Annotated in this window: 19 protein-coding genes; 12 read left to right on the top strand and 7 right to left on the bottom strand. The window is 35.2% G+C overall.

Translation table 11 applies throughout. The features are described 5' to 3' along the window. Nucleotides 1–4 precede the first annotated feature (4 nt). Nucleotides 5–286, bottom strand: a complete 282-nt coding sequence (locus BAZ10_RS17560; RefSeq protein WP_131828236.1) for a hypothetical protein — start codon at nucleotides 284–286, stop codon at nucleotides 5–7. A 71-nt stretch (nucleotides 287–357) separates the two neighbouring features. Next, the gene (locus BAZ10_RS17555) at nucleotides 358–540 is read right to left on the bottom strand and encodes a bacteriocin (RefSeq protein ID WP_078773139.1); all 183 of its coding nucleotides are present in this window, start codon (nucleotides 538–540) and stop codon (nucleotides 358–360) included. Nucleotides 541–1,367: 827 nt separating this feature from the next. Between BAZ10_RS17555 and BAZ10_RS17550 the strand changes: the two genes are divergently transcribed. The 8 genes from BAZ10_RS17550 (at nucleotide 1,368) to lgt (ending at nucleotide 9,476) form a co-directional block, all read left to right on the top strand. After that, nucleotides 1,368–1,547, top strand: coding sequence for a hypothetical protein (locus BAZ10_RS17550; RefSeq protein ID WP_078773138.1), 180 nt, complete (start codon nucleotides 1,368–1,370; stop codon nucleotides 1,545–1,547). A gap of 32 nt (nucleotides 1,548–1,579) precedes the next feature. After that, the gene (locus BAZ10_RS17545; protein ID WP_078773137.1) at nucleotides 1,580–3,076 is read left to right on the top strand and encodes a hypothetical protein; all 1,497 of its coding nucleotides are present in this window, start codon (nucleotides 1,580–1,582) and stop codon (nucleotides 3,074–3,076) included. Nucleotides 3,077–3,518: 442 nt separating this feature from the next. After that, nucleotides 3,519–5,051: a hypothetical protein gene (locus BAZ10_RS17540; protein ID WP_078773136.1), complete on the top strand. Its 1,533-nt coding sequence runs from the start codon at nucleotides 3,519–3,521 to the stop codon at nucleotides 5,049–5,051. Between the two features lie 224 nt (nucleotides 5,052–5,275). Then, the gene (locus tag BAZ10_RS17535) at nucleotides 5,276–5,731 is read left to right on the top strand and encodes a GyrI-like domain-containing protein (protein WP_078773135.1); all 456 of its coding nucleotides are present in this window, start codon (nucleotides 5,276–5,278) and stop codon (nucleotides 5,729–5,731) included. Between the two features lie 350 nt (nucleotides 5,732–6,081). After that, the gene (locus BAZ10_RS17530) at nucleotides 6,082–6,903 is read left to right on the top strand and encodes a GLPGLI family protein (RefSeq protein WP_245803859.1); all 822 of its coding nucleotides are present in this window, start codon (nucleotides 6,082–6,084) and stop codon (nucleotides 6,901–6,903) included. Between the two features lie 131 nt (nucleotides 6,904–7,034). Beyond that, nucleotides 7,035–8,114 (top strand): serine hydrolase domain-containing protein, encoded by a 1,080-nt coding sequence (locus BAZ10_RS17525; protein WP_078773133.1) that lies wholly within the window; start codon nucleotides 7,035–7,037, stop codon nucleotides 8,112–8,114. A 47-nt stretch (nucleotides 8,115–8,161) separates the two neighbouring features. Then, on the top strand, nucleotides 8,162–8,629 hold the full coding sequence (locus BAZ10_RS17520; protein ID WP_078773132.1) for an OsmC family protein: 468 nt from the start codon (nucleotides 8,162–8,164) through the stop codon (nucleotides 8,627–8,629). 7 nt (nucleotides 8,630–8,636) lie between these two features. Beyond that, the gene (gene lgt, locus BAZ10_RS17515) at nucleotides 8,637–9,476 is read left to right on the top strand and encodes a prolipoprotein diacylglyceryl transferase (protein ID WP_059323596.1); all 840 of its coding nucleotides are present in this window, start codon (nucleotides 8,637–8,639) and stop codon (nucleotides 9,474–9,476) included. Between the two features lie 41 nt (nucleotides 9,477–9,517). Here lgt and BAZ10_RS17510 read toward each other — a convergent pair whose 3' ends face one another. Further along, on the bottom strand, nucleotides 9,518–10,414 hold the full coding sequence (locus BAZ10_RS17510) for a DMT family transporter (RefSeq protein ID WP_078773357.1): 897 nt from the start codon (nucleotides 10,412–10,414) through the stop codon (nucleotides 9,518–9,520). 96 nt (nucleotides 10,415–10,510) lie between these two features. On the opposite strand from BAZ10_RS17510, the gene BAZ10_RS17505 reads away from it, so the two are divergent. Next, a complete protein-coding gene (locus BAZ10_RS17505) occupies nucleotides 10,511–11,929 on the top strand; it encodes an aminotransferase-like domain-containing protein (protein WP_078773131.1) in 1,419 nt (472 codons plus the stop codon). 135 nt (nucleotides 11,930–12,064) lie between these two features. On the opposite strand, the gene BAZ10_RS17500 is transcribed toward BAZ10_RS17505, so the two are convergent. The 3 genes from BAZ10_RS17500 to BAZ10_RS17485 all read right to left on the bottom strand — a co-directional run bounded on the left by BAZ10_RS17500 (nucleotide 12,065) and on the right by BAZ10_RS17485 (nucleotide 16,232). After that, nucleotides 12,065–13,954, bottom strand: a complete 1,890-nt coding sequence (locus tag BAZ10_RS17500; RefSeq protein ID WP_078773130.1) for an FISUMP domain-containing protein — start codon at nucleotides 13,952–13,954, stop codon at nucleotides 12,065–12,067. 88 nt (nucleotides 13,955–14,042) lie between these two features. Beyond that, nucleotides 14,043–14,237 carry a hypothetical protein gene (locus BAZ10_RS17495; protein ID WP_078773129.1) on the bottom strand — a complete coding sequence of 65 codons (195 nt, stop codon included), beginning with the start codon at nucleotides 14,235–14,237 and terminating at the stop codon, nucleotides 14,043–14,045. Nucleotides 14,238–14,762: 525 nt separating this feature from the next. Continuing rightward, complete coding sequence (locus BAZ10_RS17485; RefSeq protein WP_078773127.1) at nucleotides 14,763–16,232, bottom strand: AraC family transcriptional regulator; 1,470 nt, start codon at nucleotides 16,230–16,232, stop codon at nucleotides 14,763–14,765. 346 nt (nucleotides 16,233–16,578) lie between these two features. Here BAZ10_RS17485 and BAZ10_RS17480 point away from each other — a divergent pair, with 346 nt between their 5' ends. Both BAZ10_RS17480 and BAZ10_RS17475 read left to right on the top strand, forming a co-directional pair. Continuing rightward, nucleotides 16,579–17,736, top strand: a complete 1,158-nt coding sequence (locus tag BAZ10_RS17480) for an alpha/beta hydrolase-fold protein (RefSeq protein WP_078773126.1) — start codon at nucleotides 16,579–16,581, stop codon at nucleotides 17,734–17,736. A gap of 4 nt (nucleotides 17,737–17,740) precedes the next feature. After that, nucleotides 17,741–18,568 carry a CPBP family glutamic-type intramembrane protease gene (locus BAZ10_RS17475; protein WP_078773125.1) on the top strand — a complete coding sequence of 276 codons (828 nt, stop codon included), beginning with the start codon at nucleotides 17,741–17,743 and terminating at the stop codon, nucleotides 18,566–18,568. 40 nt (nucleotides 18,569–18,608) lie between these two features. Here BAZ10_RS17475 and BAZ10_RS17470 read toward each other — a convergent pair whose 3' ends face one another. Beyond that, nucleotides 18,609–19,256, bottom strand: coding sequence for a GNAT family N-acetyltransferase (locus BAZ10_RS17470; RefSeq protein ID WP_078773124.1), 648 nt, complete (start codon nucleotides 19,254–19,256; stop codon nucleotides 18,609–18,611). Nucleotides 19,257–19,397: 141 nt separating this feature from the next. On the opposite strand from BAZ10_RS17470, the gene BAZ10_RS17465 reads away from it, so the two are divergent. After that, nucleotides 19,398–20,228, top strand: a complete 831-nt coding sequence (locus BAZ10_RS17465) for a glycoside hydrolase family 16 protein (RefSeq protein WP_078773123.1) — start codon at nucleotides 19,398–19,400, stop codon at nucleotides 20,226–20,228. Nucleotides 20,229–20,239: the final 11 nt, after the last annotated feature.

The following is a 20,239-nucleotide window of genomic DNA, read 5'->3' as shown; positions in this document are numbered from 1 at the left end:
TATTTCAATTTCTTGAATAAATTACAGTTCTATCAAAACCATTTTGAAAATATGTTCTACCAGTAAAATTGTCTCGATACATTTTTCCAAATGGACGAGAGCCTTTATCTATTGGCAATGAATATTTAGGTTTGAACCCTATAGTATCCAATAAATAAATTTTGTTAGATCTACTAATTTTTTCTTCTTTTTTGAAAACTTTTTTTTCTTCTTTTGGTATTGACGGGGTAACCTGTGCATACCAAAAGTTCATTACAAATATCAAAAAATAATATAATCTATTCATACCTAAAAATATAAAACTGATTAACATTATGAATTAAAATTTGAAGTTTTAATTCATAATGACCATTTTAACTAAATATCCACTCCGACTTTTATACCAATCGCAGATCCACTTGTTTCAATTGTTTCTCCATAATCAAATATTCCTACATGCTCCTTTATCCACTTCCAAGCTCTTCCAAAGAAACTTCCACCTGTAATTTCTTTCATTTCTGTTGTAGACAATTCTTTAAGTTGTAATTTTTCTAGATTCATAAGACTGTGTTTTTTTAACGTTAATAATTAATAATTACGTCTTAAATTTAGAATATTTTATTTATAAAATAATATATAATTAGTATTTTTTTAATATTACATCACTAACACTGAATTTAGCAGTTAACAAAAAGGTTTATACGGTTATTATCTTTAAAATTTGTACTAAAAATAGTATTTACTCAATCTATTTGGATAAAATACCAAGCTTTTATCTTTAATAAAGATTAAAAATGCAATGACAAAATTGATCAAATAATTTTAAACTTTAGAATAAACCTAAGTTAAAAAATGGACGGTTTAAAAAAATATTTCACTTTTTACCATGCATGAAAAAACATAGTCTATCTACGATGAATACTATAAAAATTGATATTCAAAAAAAATAAATAGATTGTTAAAATTATCATAATTGACATAAATGATTGGCATACAGTACTCTTAATAAAATTAAAAGTTTTATATTTGTCATCGTAATAATACAACATCCTCTTTTATAGGATGTTTACTTTACAAAAGCAAAAAACACAAACAAACAACACACGATGATGAGAAACTTAATAATTACAATTAGAGGCAGCCTTTCTGCTTACCTGAATCCCATTTAGATTTTTGAATAAAAAGCTGATGTATTTTTTTTGAATAGTACTAGCTTTTTTATTCAGAATACTTGAATCCAAATCACCGAAAGAATAATAAATTAAACCTCATACCACACCCTTAGTGTGCAAAATTCTGATGGTTATAATTTATGCAAATATAATTGGATCACAGTTCCAACATGTTGGAAATTTAGATAAAACACAAACAAATAAAGAAGATTACAAATGATGATTAAAGAAAACCTTAAACAGGAGTATTCTGCTCCTGCTCTGGATGTATTACGGTTGGAAATGGAGCAAGGTATAGCAGCCGGCTCTGCAAAAGTTGTTCCTCCAAATAGTGGTGGTCAGGTTCAGGAAGAATGGACACAAGATCCTGATGACAACCGAACTATCGAATGGTAAACTAGTAGATTAAGCAAACACAAACAATTTAAATGATGAAATTAAAATTACAAGCTGCGGGCATTCCGTTGCTAGCATTATCCTTTGCGGTTATTTCATGCCGCAGTACCGAAGATCATATAAGTGATAACAGCACTAGTAATTCTGCTTACAATGTAAAAGTTAATCTTTCCGGAATAGAAGATATTGAGGAAACTCCTGCCTTACAAGCTTCTGCAAGCAAATCAGGTCAGGCATTATCATCTGGTCCGCAACAAACAAAGATTTCACTTGGCGATGACAGCTTTATAATGGCAACTCTTACACCTCAGTCCAATACACCTTCATTGGCGAGTCAGGCTCAGGCATCTATTAATCCCATAGCTGCAACAACTCCACCTACAGAGCTAACCACTGGTGTAAGATACAAAGTAGCCGTATATGACGCGAGTGGAAATTATGTTACCGAAAAAGAATTTGTTTACAAAAATGGAGAAACAGATGGTTTCCAATTAAACGGTGGCCAGAACTACACTTTTGTAGCTTATTCTGTAAACTCGACAGCTCCTACTCCAGCGGTAAATAATGGCGGATCTCTTGCTGCTGCAAAATTATCGGGTATCAGCGGAGATCTGATGTATTTTAAGAAAAATATGACGGTAAGCGGAAATGGAGTCAATACGCTGGATATTGTACTAAAACACCAATATAGCCAGATTACGACAAAACTGGATGCTAGACAAGTTGGTAATATTTCAGCTATCAGCAATCCTGTGATAACTCCTGCTAATTCTTCTGCTGATATTAGCTTTGCAACAAATGCTTTAACTTATAACGGACCTCTTTCTTCTGGTCAGACTGTTAGTTTCAGCGGTCTTAATCAATCTGTAGTTACAAGTGCTGCTACTCAGGTTATTGCCAATACAACAACTACAGGACTTCTCGATTTGGGAAATGTAACTATTGACGGAGTTACCAAGCCTGCGAAAATAGACAATCTGAAAATTACTCCGGGAGTAAGATATAATCTAAACCTTAGATTTGGGCCTTGCAGACAGGATATTAATCCGGTTCCTTTCTCTGTAGCAAACGGAGTTACCCAAACCTTCACCATGCCGGCTACAGATTTTGGATTTGTATTTGATATTTACAAACTGGATAACTCTTTTAACCTTACCATAAATGGTACTAAAATGGCCACCGGAGAAATTCAGTTTGAAAGAGGTTCTTCCCCAGCACAAAATATCAGATTTGCAGACGGTACGGCATGGCAGGATGCTACTATTCCAGCTATATATAACATGGAAGGAACAACAGGAAAGCCATTGGTAAGAGTCGTAATCAGTAAAGACGGAACGATTTCTATGTTTGGAAGTAAAACCGGTGGCGGAGCACTTCAACCGTTACAGTTATTCAATGGTAATTCTTTTAATAAAATTACCTGGAATACTACGGGGAGCAATACTGTAGTAGCTTCTCAGATGGTACTGGGAACTACCTATATGTCAGGATTCGGGACAGGGAAACAGATTGTTACCTGTACTCCGTAATGATAAAATTTCATTTATCTATCATTTATTAATAAAAAGCTGTTGACAGCTTTTAAGAGCGGGCAATCCCCGTATTGCCTGCCCTTTTTGATAGTTAGAGCACAAACACAACATATAAATGATGAAACATTTACAATTTAAAATAACGAGTTCTTCACTATCAGCTTTATCTCTTACCATTACCCCTTGTCGGAGTACTGAGGAGAGTATCATTACTCAGAAGTAAATCTTCCGGTGGGCCATTGGAACCTATGGAACTATACAACGGTTCTACTTTTAACAAAAATAGGTGGAAAACTACGGGAGTTTATACCGTAACTGCTGCCCAGATTGTATTTGGGACAACCTACATGTCCGGCTTTGGAACAGGAAAACAAACTGTTATCTGTAACCCATAACCTAAAAGACAAAAACACAAAAAACACACAATTTAAAATACAAAATGATGAAATTACAATTAAAAGCAGTAGGCTTTCCCCTACTAGCATTGTCCTTAGCAGTTACTTCCTGCCGCAGCGCAGAAGGTGGAATAAGCGACAACACAACGACCGCTAATTCGGTATACAATGTACAGGTAAACCTTGCCGGAATTGAATCAGAAGAAGAAGTCCCTGTATTCCAGGCTTCCACAAATAAAACCATGGTAGCTGCCACGAGCCCGCAACAAACAAAGATTCCTTTGGGTGACGACAGCTTTGTAATGGCGACCCTTACTCCTCAGTCTAATACATCATCAATCTCTAGTAAGGCACAGGCATCTGTCAATCCAATGGCAGCGGCAAATCAGCCCACAGAGCTAGGTGTTGGTGTCAGGTATAAAGTTGCAGTATATGACAAAGACGGAAACTATGTTACCGAAAAAGAGTTTACCTATAAAAACGGAGAAACAGATGGCTTTCTATTAAACGGAGGACAAAACTATACTTTTGTTGCTTACTCTTTAAACAGTACATCTTCTACCCCATCTATAAACAACGGAGGGACTCTGGCTAATGCAAAATTATCCAGCATCAATGGAGATTTAATGTATTTCAAAAAAACCATGACCGTAACGGGTAATGGCGTTAATAATCTGAATGTTATACTAAAACATCAGTACAGTCAGATTACGACAAAGCTGGATGCAAGGCAGGTAGGAAATATTTCCGCAGTAAGCAATGCCACTATTACACCTGCCAATAGCTCCGCAGACATCAGCTTTGCTACAGATGCCCTAACCTATAATGGTTCTATAAGTCAGCCCGTGTCCTTTTCTGCCCAAAACTTACCAATCGTTACAAGCAGTCCAACCCAGGTCATTTCGAATACCACCACAACGGGACAGCTTAATTTAGGAACTGTAACCGTAGACGGGGTATCGAAAAGTATGACAATAGATAAATTAAAAATTACTCCCGGAGTTAGATATAACTTAAACTTAAGACTTGGTCCATGCAGACAAGATATTAACCCGGTTCCTTTCTCTGTAAAAGACGGGGTAACACAAACTTTCACAATGCCTGCTACAGATTTTGGTTTTGTATTCGATATCTATAAACTGGATAATTCTTTTAATCTAACCATTAACGGAACACAAATGGCCAGTAAAGAAATAAATTTCCAGGGGAATGACGGGGCAACCCGCACAGTTCGTTTCGCTGACGGAACAGTGTATGGAAGTGATGTTATTCCGGCGCTTTTGCGTCCTGCAGCACTGCCTGCTAAAAGAACCTATGAAATATGGGATCTTGAAGGAACTCCTTCTGCTCCGTTAGTAAGGGTTGTAATCAGTAAAGACGGAAAAATTTCACTTTTTGGCAGCAAGTCATCCGGAGGCGCATTAGAACCGTTGGAATTGTACAACGGAAATACACTGAATACCATAAAATGGAATACAACCGGAACCAATACCGTTACGGCAACACAATCTGTTATTAATATTACTTATATGTCCGGTAACGGAACAGGTAAGCAGATTGTTACCTGTAATCCATAATAAAATTAAGTATAGATATAGTATAACAAAATTTAACCTGAATATTATTTCATCGTAATATTATCATTCATTTATGTGTAAAAACTGTCTCATACAACAGTTTTATCGGACAGTCTTTCAGGCTGTCCGTTTTTTTATTCATCAATCCTAAATATTGCTACTGACAAAGGGTTGTCACTGGAGTACTATAAATTTGTAATTATAAAAATAAACACTAAGAAATTATGCACCACAAACTCGACACCTTTTATGTGATAGGTATTGCTGTAAGGACAACGAATGAAAATCAGCAGGCAGCCCAGGATATTCCTGTACTATGGCATAAGTTTATGACTGAAGGAATTATGGATCAGATTCCGAATAAGGCCGATCATGCGATCTATTGTATTTATACAGATTATGAGAAAGATTATACAAAGCCTTATACTACAATCTTAGGATGTAAAGTAGACAATCTGGATACTATTCCTGAAGGAATGGTCGGAAAGATTATCGAAACTTCTGACTATAGTAAACAGACAACTAAAGGAAACCTTACAGAAGGGATTGTTTACAATGAATGGCTGAAGATATGGGATACAGGTCTCGACAGAAGCTATACAGCAGATTTTGAAATCTACGGTGAAAAAGCACAAGATCGTGAGAATGCAGAAGTTGATATATATGTAGCGGTTAAATAATAACATTACACATTTTCATAATAAATAGAAAGAGCCGGTAAATATTCTTTTACCGGCTTTTATTATTAAACCAACTGAAATCGATATATAGACCCGGATATTATAAATTATTTCTGAAACTATTTTACAAATAAGGTGATAGCATAAAATGAATATTATCAAAAGTATTTAATTCATTTTTTTCTTAATTTTATTAAAAACTAAAAATCAACAAAAAACTTAACCATTTTACAATGAAATTCAAATCACTACAAATATCTATTAAACGAAATGCAAATAAACAAGTATTAGTTCAATACATTATCTATTCTTTTCAAGTCTTAATTAATATGGTCTATAGAAATACTAAAATGAACAAATGCATTTTACTTTTAGTACTTCTTATCAGCAATATACTTTTCAGTCAGAATCAACAATTTATTTATGAGTACAAATACATTTCTGATTCCACTCAAAAACAAAATATTGAGAATGAAATAATGATTTTAAGCATTGGTAAGGAAAAATCTGAATATTTCAGTCAGAGTGCCTATGCAGTAGATTCTGTACTATCTGAAAATTTTAAAAGAGGAATAAACTCTATGCCTCCAAATAAAATAATGACTTATACCAGAGTAATTAAAAGAAACGATTCCCCTAATAATTTGGAATTCTTCGAAAATATAGCTAGCAGACGCTATAATATTAATGAAGAAATTCAAATTCATTGGGAGCTCTCACATGAGACTATTCAGATACTAAACTTTAAGGCTCAAAAGGCAACTGCAAAATACGGAGGAAGAAAATGGACGGCATGGTTTTGTCAGGAAATTCCTATTCCAAATGGTCCGTATAAATTTGGAGGATTGCCCGGATTAATAGTAAAAATCGAAGATGATACTAAAAGTTACATCTGGGAAATAAAGGGTATCAAACATGAAAAAAGAAATTTTGTATATCCCATAAGAAGTAGAGATACTGATGCCATAAAAATAACCTACCCACAATATATAAAAGCATTTAGAAATTACAGAAGTGATCCGTCTAGTAATATTGGTGAAATTCCGGATCATTACTCAGGAGGAAAATTTATAAATGGTGCTGAAAGAAAGCGTGAACTGATAAAAGAGTATAAAGAAGATTTTTTAAAAGATAATAACATTATCGAAATAGAGATGTTAAAGAGACATTAGAATCTTTTAAGTATAATCTAAATGAAAATAGTATTGGAATAATAAACCAGGTATTTGTTCAGGTAATTTTATAAATACACTATCTTGTATAACATAATATTATGTATATTTAAATAAGATGAATTAAAACTATGTACAGTAAAAGAATTTTTTCAGCATTTTTATTTCTGTTTGTCATTACTACACTATTTTCTCAGAATTTAGAGCAAAAAACAGATAGTATTATCAAGACGGAATTTGGAGATATGAATGGCCCAGGTGGGGTATTTATGATTACAAAGAATGGAAAACCTATCTATAAGAAAGCATTTGGGAAATCTAATCTGGAATTAAATACAGATCTGAGTACTGAAAGCGTTTTCCAATTAGGCTCTATAACCAAACAATTTACGGCTATTTCAATACTTATTCTTGAAGAGCAAGGGAAACTAAAAGTAACGGATCCCGTATCCAAATACGTACCGGACTACCCTTCCGGAGATAAAATCACAATTCATCATCTGCTAACCCATACCTCCGGAATCAGAGACTTTACCAAGATGAAGTCTTTATCAGAAATTGCGCAAAAGGAAATGCAGCCTAAAATGATGGTTGATTTTTTTAAAAATGAACCCATTGATTTTTCCCCGGGAGAAAAGTTTGAATACAACAATGCCGGCTATGTTCTTTTAGGTTACATCATAGAATTAACTTCTGGAGATACTTACGAAAATTTTATACAGAAAAATATCTTTGATAAAGCCGGAATGACAAATTCATATTATGCCAGTGATCGAAAAGTTATCAAAAACAGAGCTTATGGCTATCATCAAAAAGGAAATGTTTATGTAAACAAAACCGTTATCAGTTTTAGTGTTCCGTTTTCATCGGGATCCTTAATGTCTACTACAACTGATATGCTAAAATGGCAAAAAGCGCTTAATCAGAATTTATTGCTAAAACCTGAAAATGCCCAAAAAGCTTTTAGAAAATATAAACTCAACAACGGTCAGGAATTTACTTATGGTTATGGCTGGCATATTAAAGAAATCATAGGACAGCCGACAAGAGAACACGGCGGAAGCATTTTTGGATTTAAAACAATGGGAATCTATTTTCCAAAACAGGACATCTATGTTCTTGGACTCAGCAACTGCGATTGTAATTCCCCTACAAAAGTTACGACAGACATTGCTAATCTGGCCATCAAGACCTTAGGAACGCAAAGATAGTTTAAGCATTTATTCCGTATCTTTGGCCTTTAAAATGGAAAACACTTATGAAGGAGCATCATTACCAGACCAGGACCGAATGGACCGGTAATAAAGGTTCGGGTACGGATCATTATAAAAACTACGAAAGAAGCCACAATATTATTGTTGAACAAAAAGCTGTAATTCAGGCGTCTTCCGATCCTGCTTTTCTCGGTGATCCTACCAAACATAACCCCGAAGACTTATTGGTTTCTTCTCTTTCATCATGTCATATGCTTTGGTATCTGCACTTCTGCTCTACGAATCATATTATCGTGGAGGAATATACAGACACAGCTCAGGGTATAATGATTGAAGAACAAAATGGAAATGGCTACTTTAAAGAAGTAACACTAAATCCCGTTGTTATTGTTAAAAGTAGCGATATGATTGAAAAAGCTATCGAGCTTCATAAAAAAGCACATGAATACTGCTTTATTGCCAATTCCGTGAATTTTCCTGTAAAACATAATCCAATAGTTAAAACAAAATAAAAAATAAATGAGTTTACTCTACATCAACTGGAATGTAAATCCCGAAATCGTTAATATAGGTGGTGGATTTCCGCTAAAATATTATGGTTTATTATTTTGTATAGGACTAATTCTTTGTTACAATCTTCTGGGAAAAGTATATAAAAAGGAACAATTAAGTGAAAAAGCACATGAAGCTTTATTTACTTACGCCTTTATCGGAATTCTCGTAGGCGCAAGATTAGGACATTGTCTATTCTATGACTTCGATTATTATTCCCAACATCCATTAGAAATATTCTTACCTATCCAGAAAGGTGAAGACGGTGCTTATCATTTTATCGGATATGCCGGACTGGCCAGCCATGGTGGTGTAATAGGTCTGATTATCATGATGATATTCTATGCCCGAAAATATAAAATACAATTTCTGCGAATTTTTGATATTATTGCTATTGTAGCTCCGCTAGGCGGTGCATTTATCCGATTAGGCAATCTGATGAATTCTGAGATAATAGGTACTCCTTCTAATTTGCCATGGGCATTTATCTTCAGACATGTAGATGATGTTCCGAGACACCCGGCACAGCTATATGAAGCCATCTCTTATTTTATTATCTTCTTTTTGGTTTATTTTATTTATCAGAAGGGAATCTTTAAAGCAGGAAAAGGCTTTTATTTTGGAATAAGCATCTGCCTTATTTTCATCTTAAGAATTGCTGTAGAATTTATTAAAGTAGATCAAGTAGGCTTCGAACATGGAATGGTTCTGAATATGGGACAAATCTTAAGTATTCCATTTATAATACTGGGACTCTTCTTTATCATCAGGAATCTTCTGGGCATGAAGAAACTTCAGACTTCATAAATCAGGCAAAAAGAGCCCCAGTCTAAAAAAAAACTGAAATTTTATTTAGCATATTTCTTGGCACCCAGTACACAAAGGATAACTCCTAGTGTAACTGCAATCATACCTATACTTACTTTCTCATGAAGTAAGGTGGAGGCTAGTGCTAGCGCGAAAAACGGTTGTAACTGTTGTAGCTGACCCACAGCTGCAATTCCCCCTTGTGCAAGCCCTTTGTACCAGAATATAAATCCTATAAACATGCTGAACAAGGCTACATAAGCAACACCGACCCACGCGGAAATACTGACTGTACCGATAGATTCAGGGAGCAGAAAGAAAGTTAACGGAGCAGTAATCGGCAATGCGATAACCAGTGCCCACGAAATAACCTGCCATCCGCCAAGGTCTTTAGAAAGCTTTGCGCCTTCGGCATAACTAAGAGCACATAATATAATCGCCAGAATCATTAACAAATCTCCAACTGGTGCTACAGAAATTCCTTGTGCCACAGCATAGCCTACAACCAAAAGGCTCCCTAAAATTGAGAACACCCAAAAAAGTGGCTTTGGTACTTTCTCTCCACCACGAAAAATTCCGAAGATAGCTGTTGCCAGAGGTAGCAGTCCTATAAATACAATGGAATGAGCTGAAGTAAAATACTGCAAGGCCATAGCGGAAAGTAATGGAAACCCGACAACACCTCCAAAAGAAACTAGCATAATAGGAACAATTTGCTGTTTCGATGGTCTTTTCTCTTTAAAAATAAGCAGGACAAGTAACGCAATAACTCCTGCTATAGAAGCCCTTGCTGCTGTTACAAAATAAGGAGATAAATCCATAACAGCGACTTTGGTAGCCGGTAGCGACCCGCTGAAAAGTAAAACTCCTATAAAACCATTTATCCAGCCTTTGGTTGTGTTATCATTTGATACACCAGATATTACAGTATCTTTCATCATGTTTCTTTTTTCTAAGTACAAATGTATAGGGTTAAAAAAAATAAATACAGTCTCAATTTTTGAAATTCCAATGGATACAGATATATTTGTAATATGAAAAATGATTTCCTGTACAGTTCCATTACGCACAAAATTTCTGCTCAGATCAAAAGCGGGGTTTTGAAAGAAGGTGAAAGACTGCCCTCTGTGAGAGCTTTATGCCATAGTCATAATGTAAGTATGAACACAGCCAAAAGAGTTTTTCTGGAGCTAGAATCACAGTCTCTGATTTATTCGGTTCCTCAATCCGGGTATTTTGTAAGCCAGCTTCCATATCTGCGTTTACCACTTCCTGAAACGAGTAAGCCATCCCCTGTTGCCAGCAGTAATGAGCCCAATGAGCTTATTAGCAAGGTATTTACAAATATTGGCCGTGAGGATTTAATGCTTTTTTCTATTGGAGCACCAGACGGTGAACTAATTCCTCTACCCCAACTGAAAAAAGAAGTAATACAGGCTACAAGAACTCTAAAAGGAGGTGGAACATCTTATGAATCTCTACAGGGCAATGTAACTCTTCGCCGTATGATTGCTGCCAGATCTCTTAACTGGGGTGGAAATCTAAATGAAGATGATATTATTACTACCAACGGCGGAATGAATTCTTTATCTTTCTGCCTGATGGCTCTTACCAAACCGGGAGATACAATTGCTATAGAAAGTCCTTGCTACCCTGGAATACTACAGTTGGCGATAAGTTTGAGATTGAAAGTACTGGAACTTCCAACCCATCCTGAAACGGGACTTTTGGTTGAAGAACTGGAAAAACTGGTTTCAAAAATAGATATATGTCTTCTGATCCCAAATTTTAATACTCCTTTAGGCAGCTGCATGCCTGATGAAAATAAAAAAGCAGTAGTAGAGCTTCTCTCAAAACACAATATTCCTATTGTGGAAGACGATGTTTATGGAGATCTCCATTTTGGTAACAAAAGACCAAGTTGCTGTAAAGCTTTTGATACAGAAGGAAATGTACTCTGGTGCAGTTCTATTTCTAAAACTCTTGCTGCAGGGTACCGCGTGGGATGGATTGCGCCAGGAAAATACAAAGACCAGATTATGAAGCTGAAACTGGTGCATTCTATCTGTTCCAACTCTATTATCAATGAAAGTGTCGGCAGCTTCTTAAAGAGTGGTAAATATGAAAAACACCTGTGGCAACTTCGTAAAACACTTCAGGAAAACTATTTAAACTATGCCCAGACTATAGCCCAATATTTTCCGGAGGGGACTAAAATAAGTCAGCCCAAAGGCGGACTCGCGTTGTGGGTAGAGTTCTCCGGAGATATTAATACGGTTGAGCTTTTTGAACTGGCCATGAAAAAGAATATATGTATTGCTCCCGGACGTGTATTTACACTTCAGAATCAATATCATAATTGCATGCGCCTGACTCTAGGACTACCATGGAATGAATCTTTGAAAGAAAAATTAATAGAAGTGGGCAATCTGGCCAAAACACTTATTAAATAATTATATTTCCAAAAGCAAATAAATAAAACCGGTAGCTCTTGGAACTACCGGTAAAACATATCAGTTTTACAAACAAATGATGAGATTGTTCTTTTGAAAGGATCATACCTTTTTTCAAAGGCATAATCCTTATAACTAATTATATTCTTTTATACATCTAACAGCCATCCCATGTGTAGGATGCGTTGTCCCTGAAGAGATTGTTCCTGATGGCGTTATGGAAGAGAAATAAACCAAATCTGCCCCACTCTCATCTCTTGAACTTGTCCAGTAAAATGCATTCTCTGTACGGCGAGCTGCTAATTCCCCCTGAGCAGAACTCGGCACTTTAGTAGAAGTAACCCGGCGGTACCCACCAAAAGGAATAAATAATGCATTCCCCAGCCAGCGTCCTCTGCCATATTCATCTCCGAAATCAACGCTTGCATTTCCTGTTCTCGTGAATTTATTAAATCCATCTGCGGCATTGGCTACATCACTCCATTCTTCTTTAGTAGGAACTCGATAACCACTTGGGCAAGGGTTGCTCGCTCCTCCATTACCACTGGTTGTCCAGGAATCGGCAGGAAGCGTAGAAGCTCCGGAAGAAGTATCTGTCCATGGGAACAATCCTCCTGCAATCCATCCTATTCCTCTCCATCCGGCACCATTGGGGTTACCCGCCGGAGCTCCCGGAGAATTGAAGGTTAATCCCAGATTATACCTTGTATCCTGATCTACGTCCTTAGTAATCCATCTTATATTTTGCTGGTTACTCAATCCATTACTTCCCCACTCGTATCTGGCTCCATGGAACCTTTTAATATTAGTGGAACTGCTTACGTCAAATGGATTAAAGTTACCACTGGTATCCACTCCAAGATCATTACACATAAATTCGCGCCACACTTTATTTTCAATAGTCATCTGGCTAGCACCTTTTGGTCTTGTATACGCGCCACACTTTTTAATCTCAACATTCAGATTTTGCCTAAATTCCGGAAGTAATTTAAACGAGGAATTAATTGACTGTGTTTTAGTAACTGCCGGTGTTTTCGTATTATCAGTTATTGTAACATTAGCCGAGAAAACAGCAATCTTACTATTATCAATGCTGGTATTGGTGTTAATCAAAACATTATTCAGAGTTTGGCTTTGAGATTTTGCAGTACCATTAATTGACGTTAGATTAATGGCCTTGTTTTCATAATCAGTACGTCCAGAGATAATTCCGGCATTAGCCCCACTGAAAGCTATAGATCCATCTTTAGCATGTGGAATTGTAAGCACAGTGTTCGTAATACCACTTCCTGAAAAAGATAGTTGAGAATCTAGTACATTTACATTTACCTTCTCTATTAATGCTGTTTTATGGCGAAGAATAATACCAAGTGTATTATTACCTTTCACAAATGTTTGATTAGGCATCTTTACATACATCATATCAGTATTATTGATATAATCGGCTTTTGCACCACTTATATTACCTTTTTCAGTAGTAATATTAGGTAAAGAAGCCACCGCAAAAGAGTATGCCACTATATCATAAGTAATACTATTATCCAGCCAAAGGTCACCTTCTGCGGGATTAACAAGTTCTACATTAGCACCATTAACTCTATAATCTCTATGAGCAACGTAGGTGCCCGGGCTTGTAGAGGATGCACTTCTATAGGCTATAACACGAAACTGCATCCCATTTCCCAGATTACTACCACTCACAGCTGCTTTTACACCATTGACGGCTGCCTGAGTATTTAATCCTTGAAAAACCGGTGTTACCTCTGTTGAGACAAAGGTACTTGGATCTATCATTGTAATCTGGGTTTGTATTACATTAGAAGACGCTATATTACCTTTTCCAGTCGATGCTGTAAACTCAGGTTCTGTAGCTCCAGCAAAATCTGAGCCCAATAGGCTAATTTTTATAGCAGTATTAGCTTTAGAATCAGGATTTAAAGTATTGTCTGTATCATTACTTCTACAGGAAGACAATAGTACCAATAATAAAGTTATACTTAAACTTTTAAATTGTTCTGTTTTCATATTTGTTTGTTTTTTTTTAGATAAAATGTTTTTAAAGCATTGGAATTCACACTAGCGCCTTGTAACAGGTTCTAATGAGAAAAGAAGGTTATTCCCAAATAATTTCTCCGGTTTGGGTATCAGTCCCTTCCCAATCTGTTTGTACAGTAGTATCAGGTTTTACGAGTGCAGATGTAGCAGATATTCCTGCTTCCATTTCAACCAAAACAATCTCTAATACGGGTGGGATATACACGTGCTTTTTACCATGAAATAACATTTCATCTTTCTTTGTTGTTTCCATCTTTGTTTGTGTCTTAAAATTTTTATTTGTCTATTAATAAATTCCTGCCATATGTAGTAGGAATTGTGATCGTAAAAATTTATTGCAAATATGAAAATTCAAACATCTTCCTAAAAGAAAAGCCACATACGATAAAGGAAATAACAATAAAAAAACAGGTTCATTTTCAGAAAAACGAACACACAAAAAATAGCAACATGCTAAAAATAAACACGTTGCATAAAGACACATTATTAGGTTATGTTTTACTAAAATGGGTAGCTATTTTCAGAAATCCGACACCAGGAATAAAAATAATCCTATAATTTCAGATTAAGAACAGCATTCTTATTTGACATAATATCTCTTAAAGTATTCCTTTAAAACCTATTTAGATTTTAATTCAAAAATAATCTGGACTTCGACAGGATCAGTCTGACACCTGTAAAGAAAGATATTTTAGATAAACAATGTCACTCTGAACTAAATCTATAGTGAGCTCGACGAACTATCGAAGAGTATTAACTATAAGATTTAAACAGACTCTTACTCTTTAGAATAATATTTCTTTATATACTCCAGGGGCTTCATTTGGGTATTATTGATAAATGCAGAAGTAAAGGCTCTTTGTGAAGAAAATCCGGAAAGTTCTGCCAAATAGTAGATTTTAAATTTACTAAAGTTAGAATCTGTTTTCAGTTTATTAATAACATACTGTATTCTAAGATCATTAATATACTGAACAAATGATTTGTTCTTATGCCTCTTTATGACAAGTGATAAGTATTTTGTGTTACACTGGAATTTATTAGCTACACTATATAAGGAAGTCTCTTTATCTATAAAAGCTTCCTGTTTTTCAAATTCATTTAGATTATGGAGAATTTTTTCTTCTGTTTCTACACTTATATTAATATCAGTCTGCAGAGATTCTTTTTTCTCTTCCTGCGGACTATTTATTTTTTCAGATTTCTTTTTATAGTTTAAAAAGAAATAAATGACCATCAATCCAAAAGCAATACAGGCAGTCGTTATTAAAACCGGAGCTATTTTGATAGGAACCGGCTTACTGGCCGTATTGTATATTTCGTTTACAGCATGTTGATTTTTCTGAGTTCCGTTTAGATATAATTTTTGGTATTGTTGCAAATAATAAAGTGCATTTTTACTATCACCTGCATTTCCATAAGCTTCGGAAAGACCTTTTAATATCTCTAACTTTTTATCGTAAAAGCTTTCTCCTTTACAATAGCTTAACGCTTTTTTATATTGCTCAATAGCTTCAGAGTATTTACCCTGTGCAGCCAAAAGATAACCAATATCATGGTAGGTAAAAGCCAGTTTATAAGTATCATTGACGTTAATAAACTCTAAAGCCTTTTGTGAATACACATAAGCCGAATCATATTTCTTGGTTTTGGAATAGAGGTAGCTTAGGTTCGTATATGCTGAAGGTAGTAATTCTTTTCTGGAGGCTTCGCTACTTACTTTCAAATAGCTATTAATGGCTTTTTGGGCAATAACAATCTTTTTATCCAATTCCTTATTGTTATCCATTAATACGAGTAAAGAGCCATAAATTCCGCCTTTAATTTCATAGGCCTCATCATTTTGTTGCTTAGAAACCAAAATAAGTGCCTGATCAAGTAGTTCTCTGGATTTGTCTAATAATCCCATCTTAGCGTACTGCGTTCCAAGGATTCTCAATCCCAGAGCCTCACCTTCATTATAATTGTTCTTTTTAGCAGATTCAATAGCAGCATTGGCATAATAAATACAGGAATCGGGACTTCCTTTTAAATAATAGGCAAAGCTTGTAATATAATCGGCCTTTGACACAATAGCAAATGTATTCGTCTTTAAAGCTTTCTCTTTTAAAATTCTGCTTTCTTTTATTACATTATCAGGAGAATTGTTTACTTCTTTTCTTAATTCATTATATTTCTCGTTTAGGTTCTGACAAAATACGAACTGAGAAAAAAGTAATACTACTAGTAAGTAAAGGTTTTTCATCATAAATCATTGTGTGTATCGCGGAATAATCAGAGTTATTAACCCAAAATATCCGAAAGCAATTATAAAGAAAAAACAAATAATAAACACATAAAAAATAGCATTACGCCAATTGAATCTGTATTATGTTTCTATTCTTAATAAAGACATTTTATTTCTGATAAAGCATAATTCAGTTTAAGTGGATGTTTTAAGGAACTACAACAACAGAAGTATACGGACTTATCACTTTCCAACCCAAAGATTCGTATAGTAATCGTACCTGTTCTGTAATTAGACATTTTTTGTTAATATATATTTTTTAAAAGACTAATCATTGTATATTAGTCTGGTAATAAAGCTTTTAGCTATGAAGGAAATTACCAATCTATGTTTTATCTTGTTTGTAAATATTATAGTATGCTTTGGGGCATTCACCAATCTGTATGGACAAGTTGAGACTATTCCATTGAGTGACAATAAAGCTATTGTTATAGATTCAAAAGTGCTAAAAGAGCAAAGGAGTATCTGGATACATTTTCCTATCAGCTATAATACTTCAAATAAGCGTTATCCTGTACTATATTTGCTTGATGGCGAAGGACACTTTAAATACGTATCAGAACTAACCGATTACCTTTCAGGTTACGACAGAAACCGTACGCCCGAAATGATTGTAGTTGGGATCGTAAATGTTAGCAGATCACGGGACTTTACTCCCGGAAAAGAAAATAACAACACCTCTGATGCAGCTGGAAATTCTAAATTCTTTCAGTTTGTACAGGATGAATTAGTACCTTACATCGATCAAAATTATAGAACACAGCCTTACCGCATTCTTAGTGCACACTCATTAGCAGGCCTTTTCAGTCTGTATGCACAAGCAAGAAATCCATATCTATTTCGGGCATCTGTTCTCATATCTCCGGTTGTACTATATGGGGAAAATAAAGATGTACTAAACCAATATCAAGCTGCTCTAAAGAAAAATAAAAGCATTTCAGAGAAAATGTTTATTACCCTTGGCGATGAGGATACCAAAAGCATTGATATTCTTAAAAATGTACTCACCTCTGATGCTCCTTCAGGTATTAATTGGAAATTTCAGAAGTATAACGATGAAAATCATTTTTCCGTTACTTATAAGAGTATTTACGATGGATTAAAATTTATTTATAGCAATTGGTTTATTGATAATTATAATCCCACAATACAATCGTACTCTGAACTGCAATCCTATTTTAATAAGCTGAGCGAAGAATTTGCATATAAAACTATTCCTCCGGAAAATCTTGTCAATAATCTGGGATACAGACAACTCCGCTCAGGACATACAGAAGAAGCAATAAAATTTTTTAAAGAGAATATCCGGAATTATCCGAACTCCTGGAATGCCTACGATAGTTTGGGAGAAGCTTATATGAAAAAAGGTGACAAAAAAACGGCTATCGAAAATTATAAAAAATCAGTAAGTATAAACCCTGATAATATGGATGGAAAAGAAATATTAAAACAACTGGAAAACTAATAATATGGAATCTATTGCTCAAAGCCCTGTTAAAAAGAGCTATACATACTACTTACTTATATTATTGTTCTATATACTGAGTCTTGTTATATTTATTGTAGTATCTGGTACAACTAAGGAATTACCTGTTGAATATAAGGATTTGACTACTGTAGCTGCTTCATCAGGACTTACATTTATTCTGGTAATTATCTTTACCAAATGGTCAAAGCTAACACCCAATATGGTTGGTATTCTTCCTGGAAAATTAACTTTAAAAAGATTCTTTACCGGTATTTCAATCGGGCTTATGGCTGCAATATTTCAACTACTCATTTCTTTGCTTTTTTTTCACGATCACTTGACTCTAAGCCTAAATAGTCTAAGCACAAAAGCAATTATCTTAAATATACTCTTATACTTCTTTGTTGCTTTACGCGAAGAATTTGTTTTCCGATCATATCCGCTAAATGCTCTGAACAATTCACTGAAATCTACAATCTCTCTGCTTATTATTATAATTGTATTTATTGCTGAACATATCCTGGCAGGTATGAGTTGGAAAATGGCTATTATTGGATCTGGATTTGGGGGTCTTTTGTTTGGTATAGCAGCATTACGCACTAAAGGTTTGGCATTGCCAATCGGATTACATTTTGCCTGGAACCTTGGGCAATGGATTACAGGATTTAAAAACGGAACAGGTATATATAAGGTCATTGTTGAGGCCGGCTACGAACAGAAAGCTGAAAATATTGGCTTAATGGCGTTTGTTTTTGTGATGTGCATTGCATTAGCTTTAGTCATATTTCTTACAAAATCACAAAATATTAGTCAGCGAAGTACTCTATAACTTTTAACAATAAAACATCAATCTATTTTATCCTGAGAAATTATCCCGGGATTACAACAGAAGTATATAGGCTTACCACTTTCCAGCCTAAAGATTCGTACAATAACCGTCCCTCTTCAGTAGCAACCAGAATATTATTTTCAATTCCCTTTTTATTTGCAATTTTTTGGAGTTCAGCAAATAAGTAACTTCCCAATCCTTTTCTTTGGTGATACTGACTGGTTTCAATTCGGTCATATATGGCCCAGCCATCAATGCATGCAACTCTGCCAGAGGAAGCTAGTTCGTTATTTTTATCTTTAATCTTAATGAGATAAACTCCATCATCAGAAATTTCAGTTTCCATGCTATAGCCGTCTGCTAGTACTCGGTTTTCAAATTTGTCAGAATTATTTTCGCTCATCATTAGATAGCCTTGCGGCTGAACGGTCCATCTATCAGGCAAGATTTCTGTAAGCTCACTACAGGCAGCACAGACCTTAAGGAAAACCCACGGTTCTTCAATCGATTCTGCCAAATGAATTAAATCTTCATTCAGAGCAGGGAAAACATAACGGGTCTTTTGGTTTTCCCAACCAACCTCTACCTTAAATCCAGACTTATATTTAACCGGCAGTGATACTTCTCTGGATACTGACCAGCCATTTAACCACTTTTCTATAAAAACAGAGGGAACTTTTTCTTTCATCAATCAGAATTTATAAACCTGAATAAAGATACAGCGATGATATAAATAAATAAACAAAAATAGTGGGTACTTTTATTCACATCACTCTGTCTGTTATTTTCTATCTTTATATTCATAAAACAAAACTAATAACAACCTACCATGAAAAATCAACTTTCAACCCGAAATATGCTCCGTATATTTCTGCTCTCCCCTCTGTTCATCTTTATAAATTCATGCTCTGTCTATAATCAGTACCATAAAGGAAAGCTTGTCTGGCAGGATAATTTTAACGATAAAAAAGCATTCAATGCCAAATACTGGAGTAAGATTCCCAGAGGAACTTCTGACTGGGACAGACATATGAGTAATAATGATGAATGCTATGATATGAGGAACGGAAAACTAATACTCCGCGGGATTAACAATATCAACCTATCTCAGGATACTGCAAAATTTCTTACAGGCGGTATTTATACAAAAGATAAAGTTTCCTTTGGGTTAGGACGCTGGGAAGTGAGAGCTAAGCTAAATGCTGCAAAAGGTGCCTGGCCTGCTTTTTGGCTATTGGCTCAGAATGGCAAATGGCCTGGAGGTGGCGAGATCGATATTATGGAAAGACTAAATCATGATAGTATTGCCTACCAAACTGTTCACAGTTATTATACACACAAGCTTAATATAAAAGACAATCCAAAACACGGAAGTACCGGAAAAATAAAACCAGATTCTTTCAATACCTATGCTATAGAACTGCACAGTGACAGCCTTGTCTTCTTTATCAACGGTCACAAAACATTTTCCTATCCCCGCATAAAAACAGATAAAGAGGGGCAATTCCCTTTTACAGATCACAAATACTATCTATTGCTGGATATGCAGCTCGGAGGCTCCTGGGTTGGCAAAGTAGACCCTAAAGAGTTGCCCGTTGAAATGGAAATTGACCGGGTAAGATTTTATAGTTTTGAAAAATCACCTAAAGGCAGCAAGTAATTTGTAAATTC

The organism is Elizabethkingia occulta (genome assembly GCF_002023715.1).
Lineage (GTDB): Bacteria > Bacteroidota > Bacteroidia > Flavobacteriales > Weeksellaceae > Elizabethkingia > Elizabethkingia occulta.
This window is presented reverse-complemented; position numbering and strand designations above follow the sequence as displayed.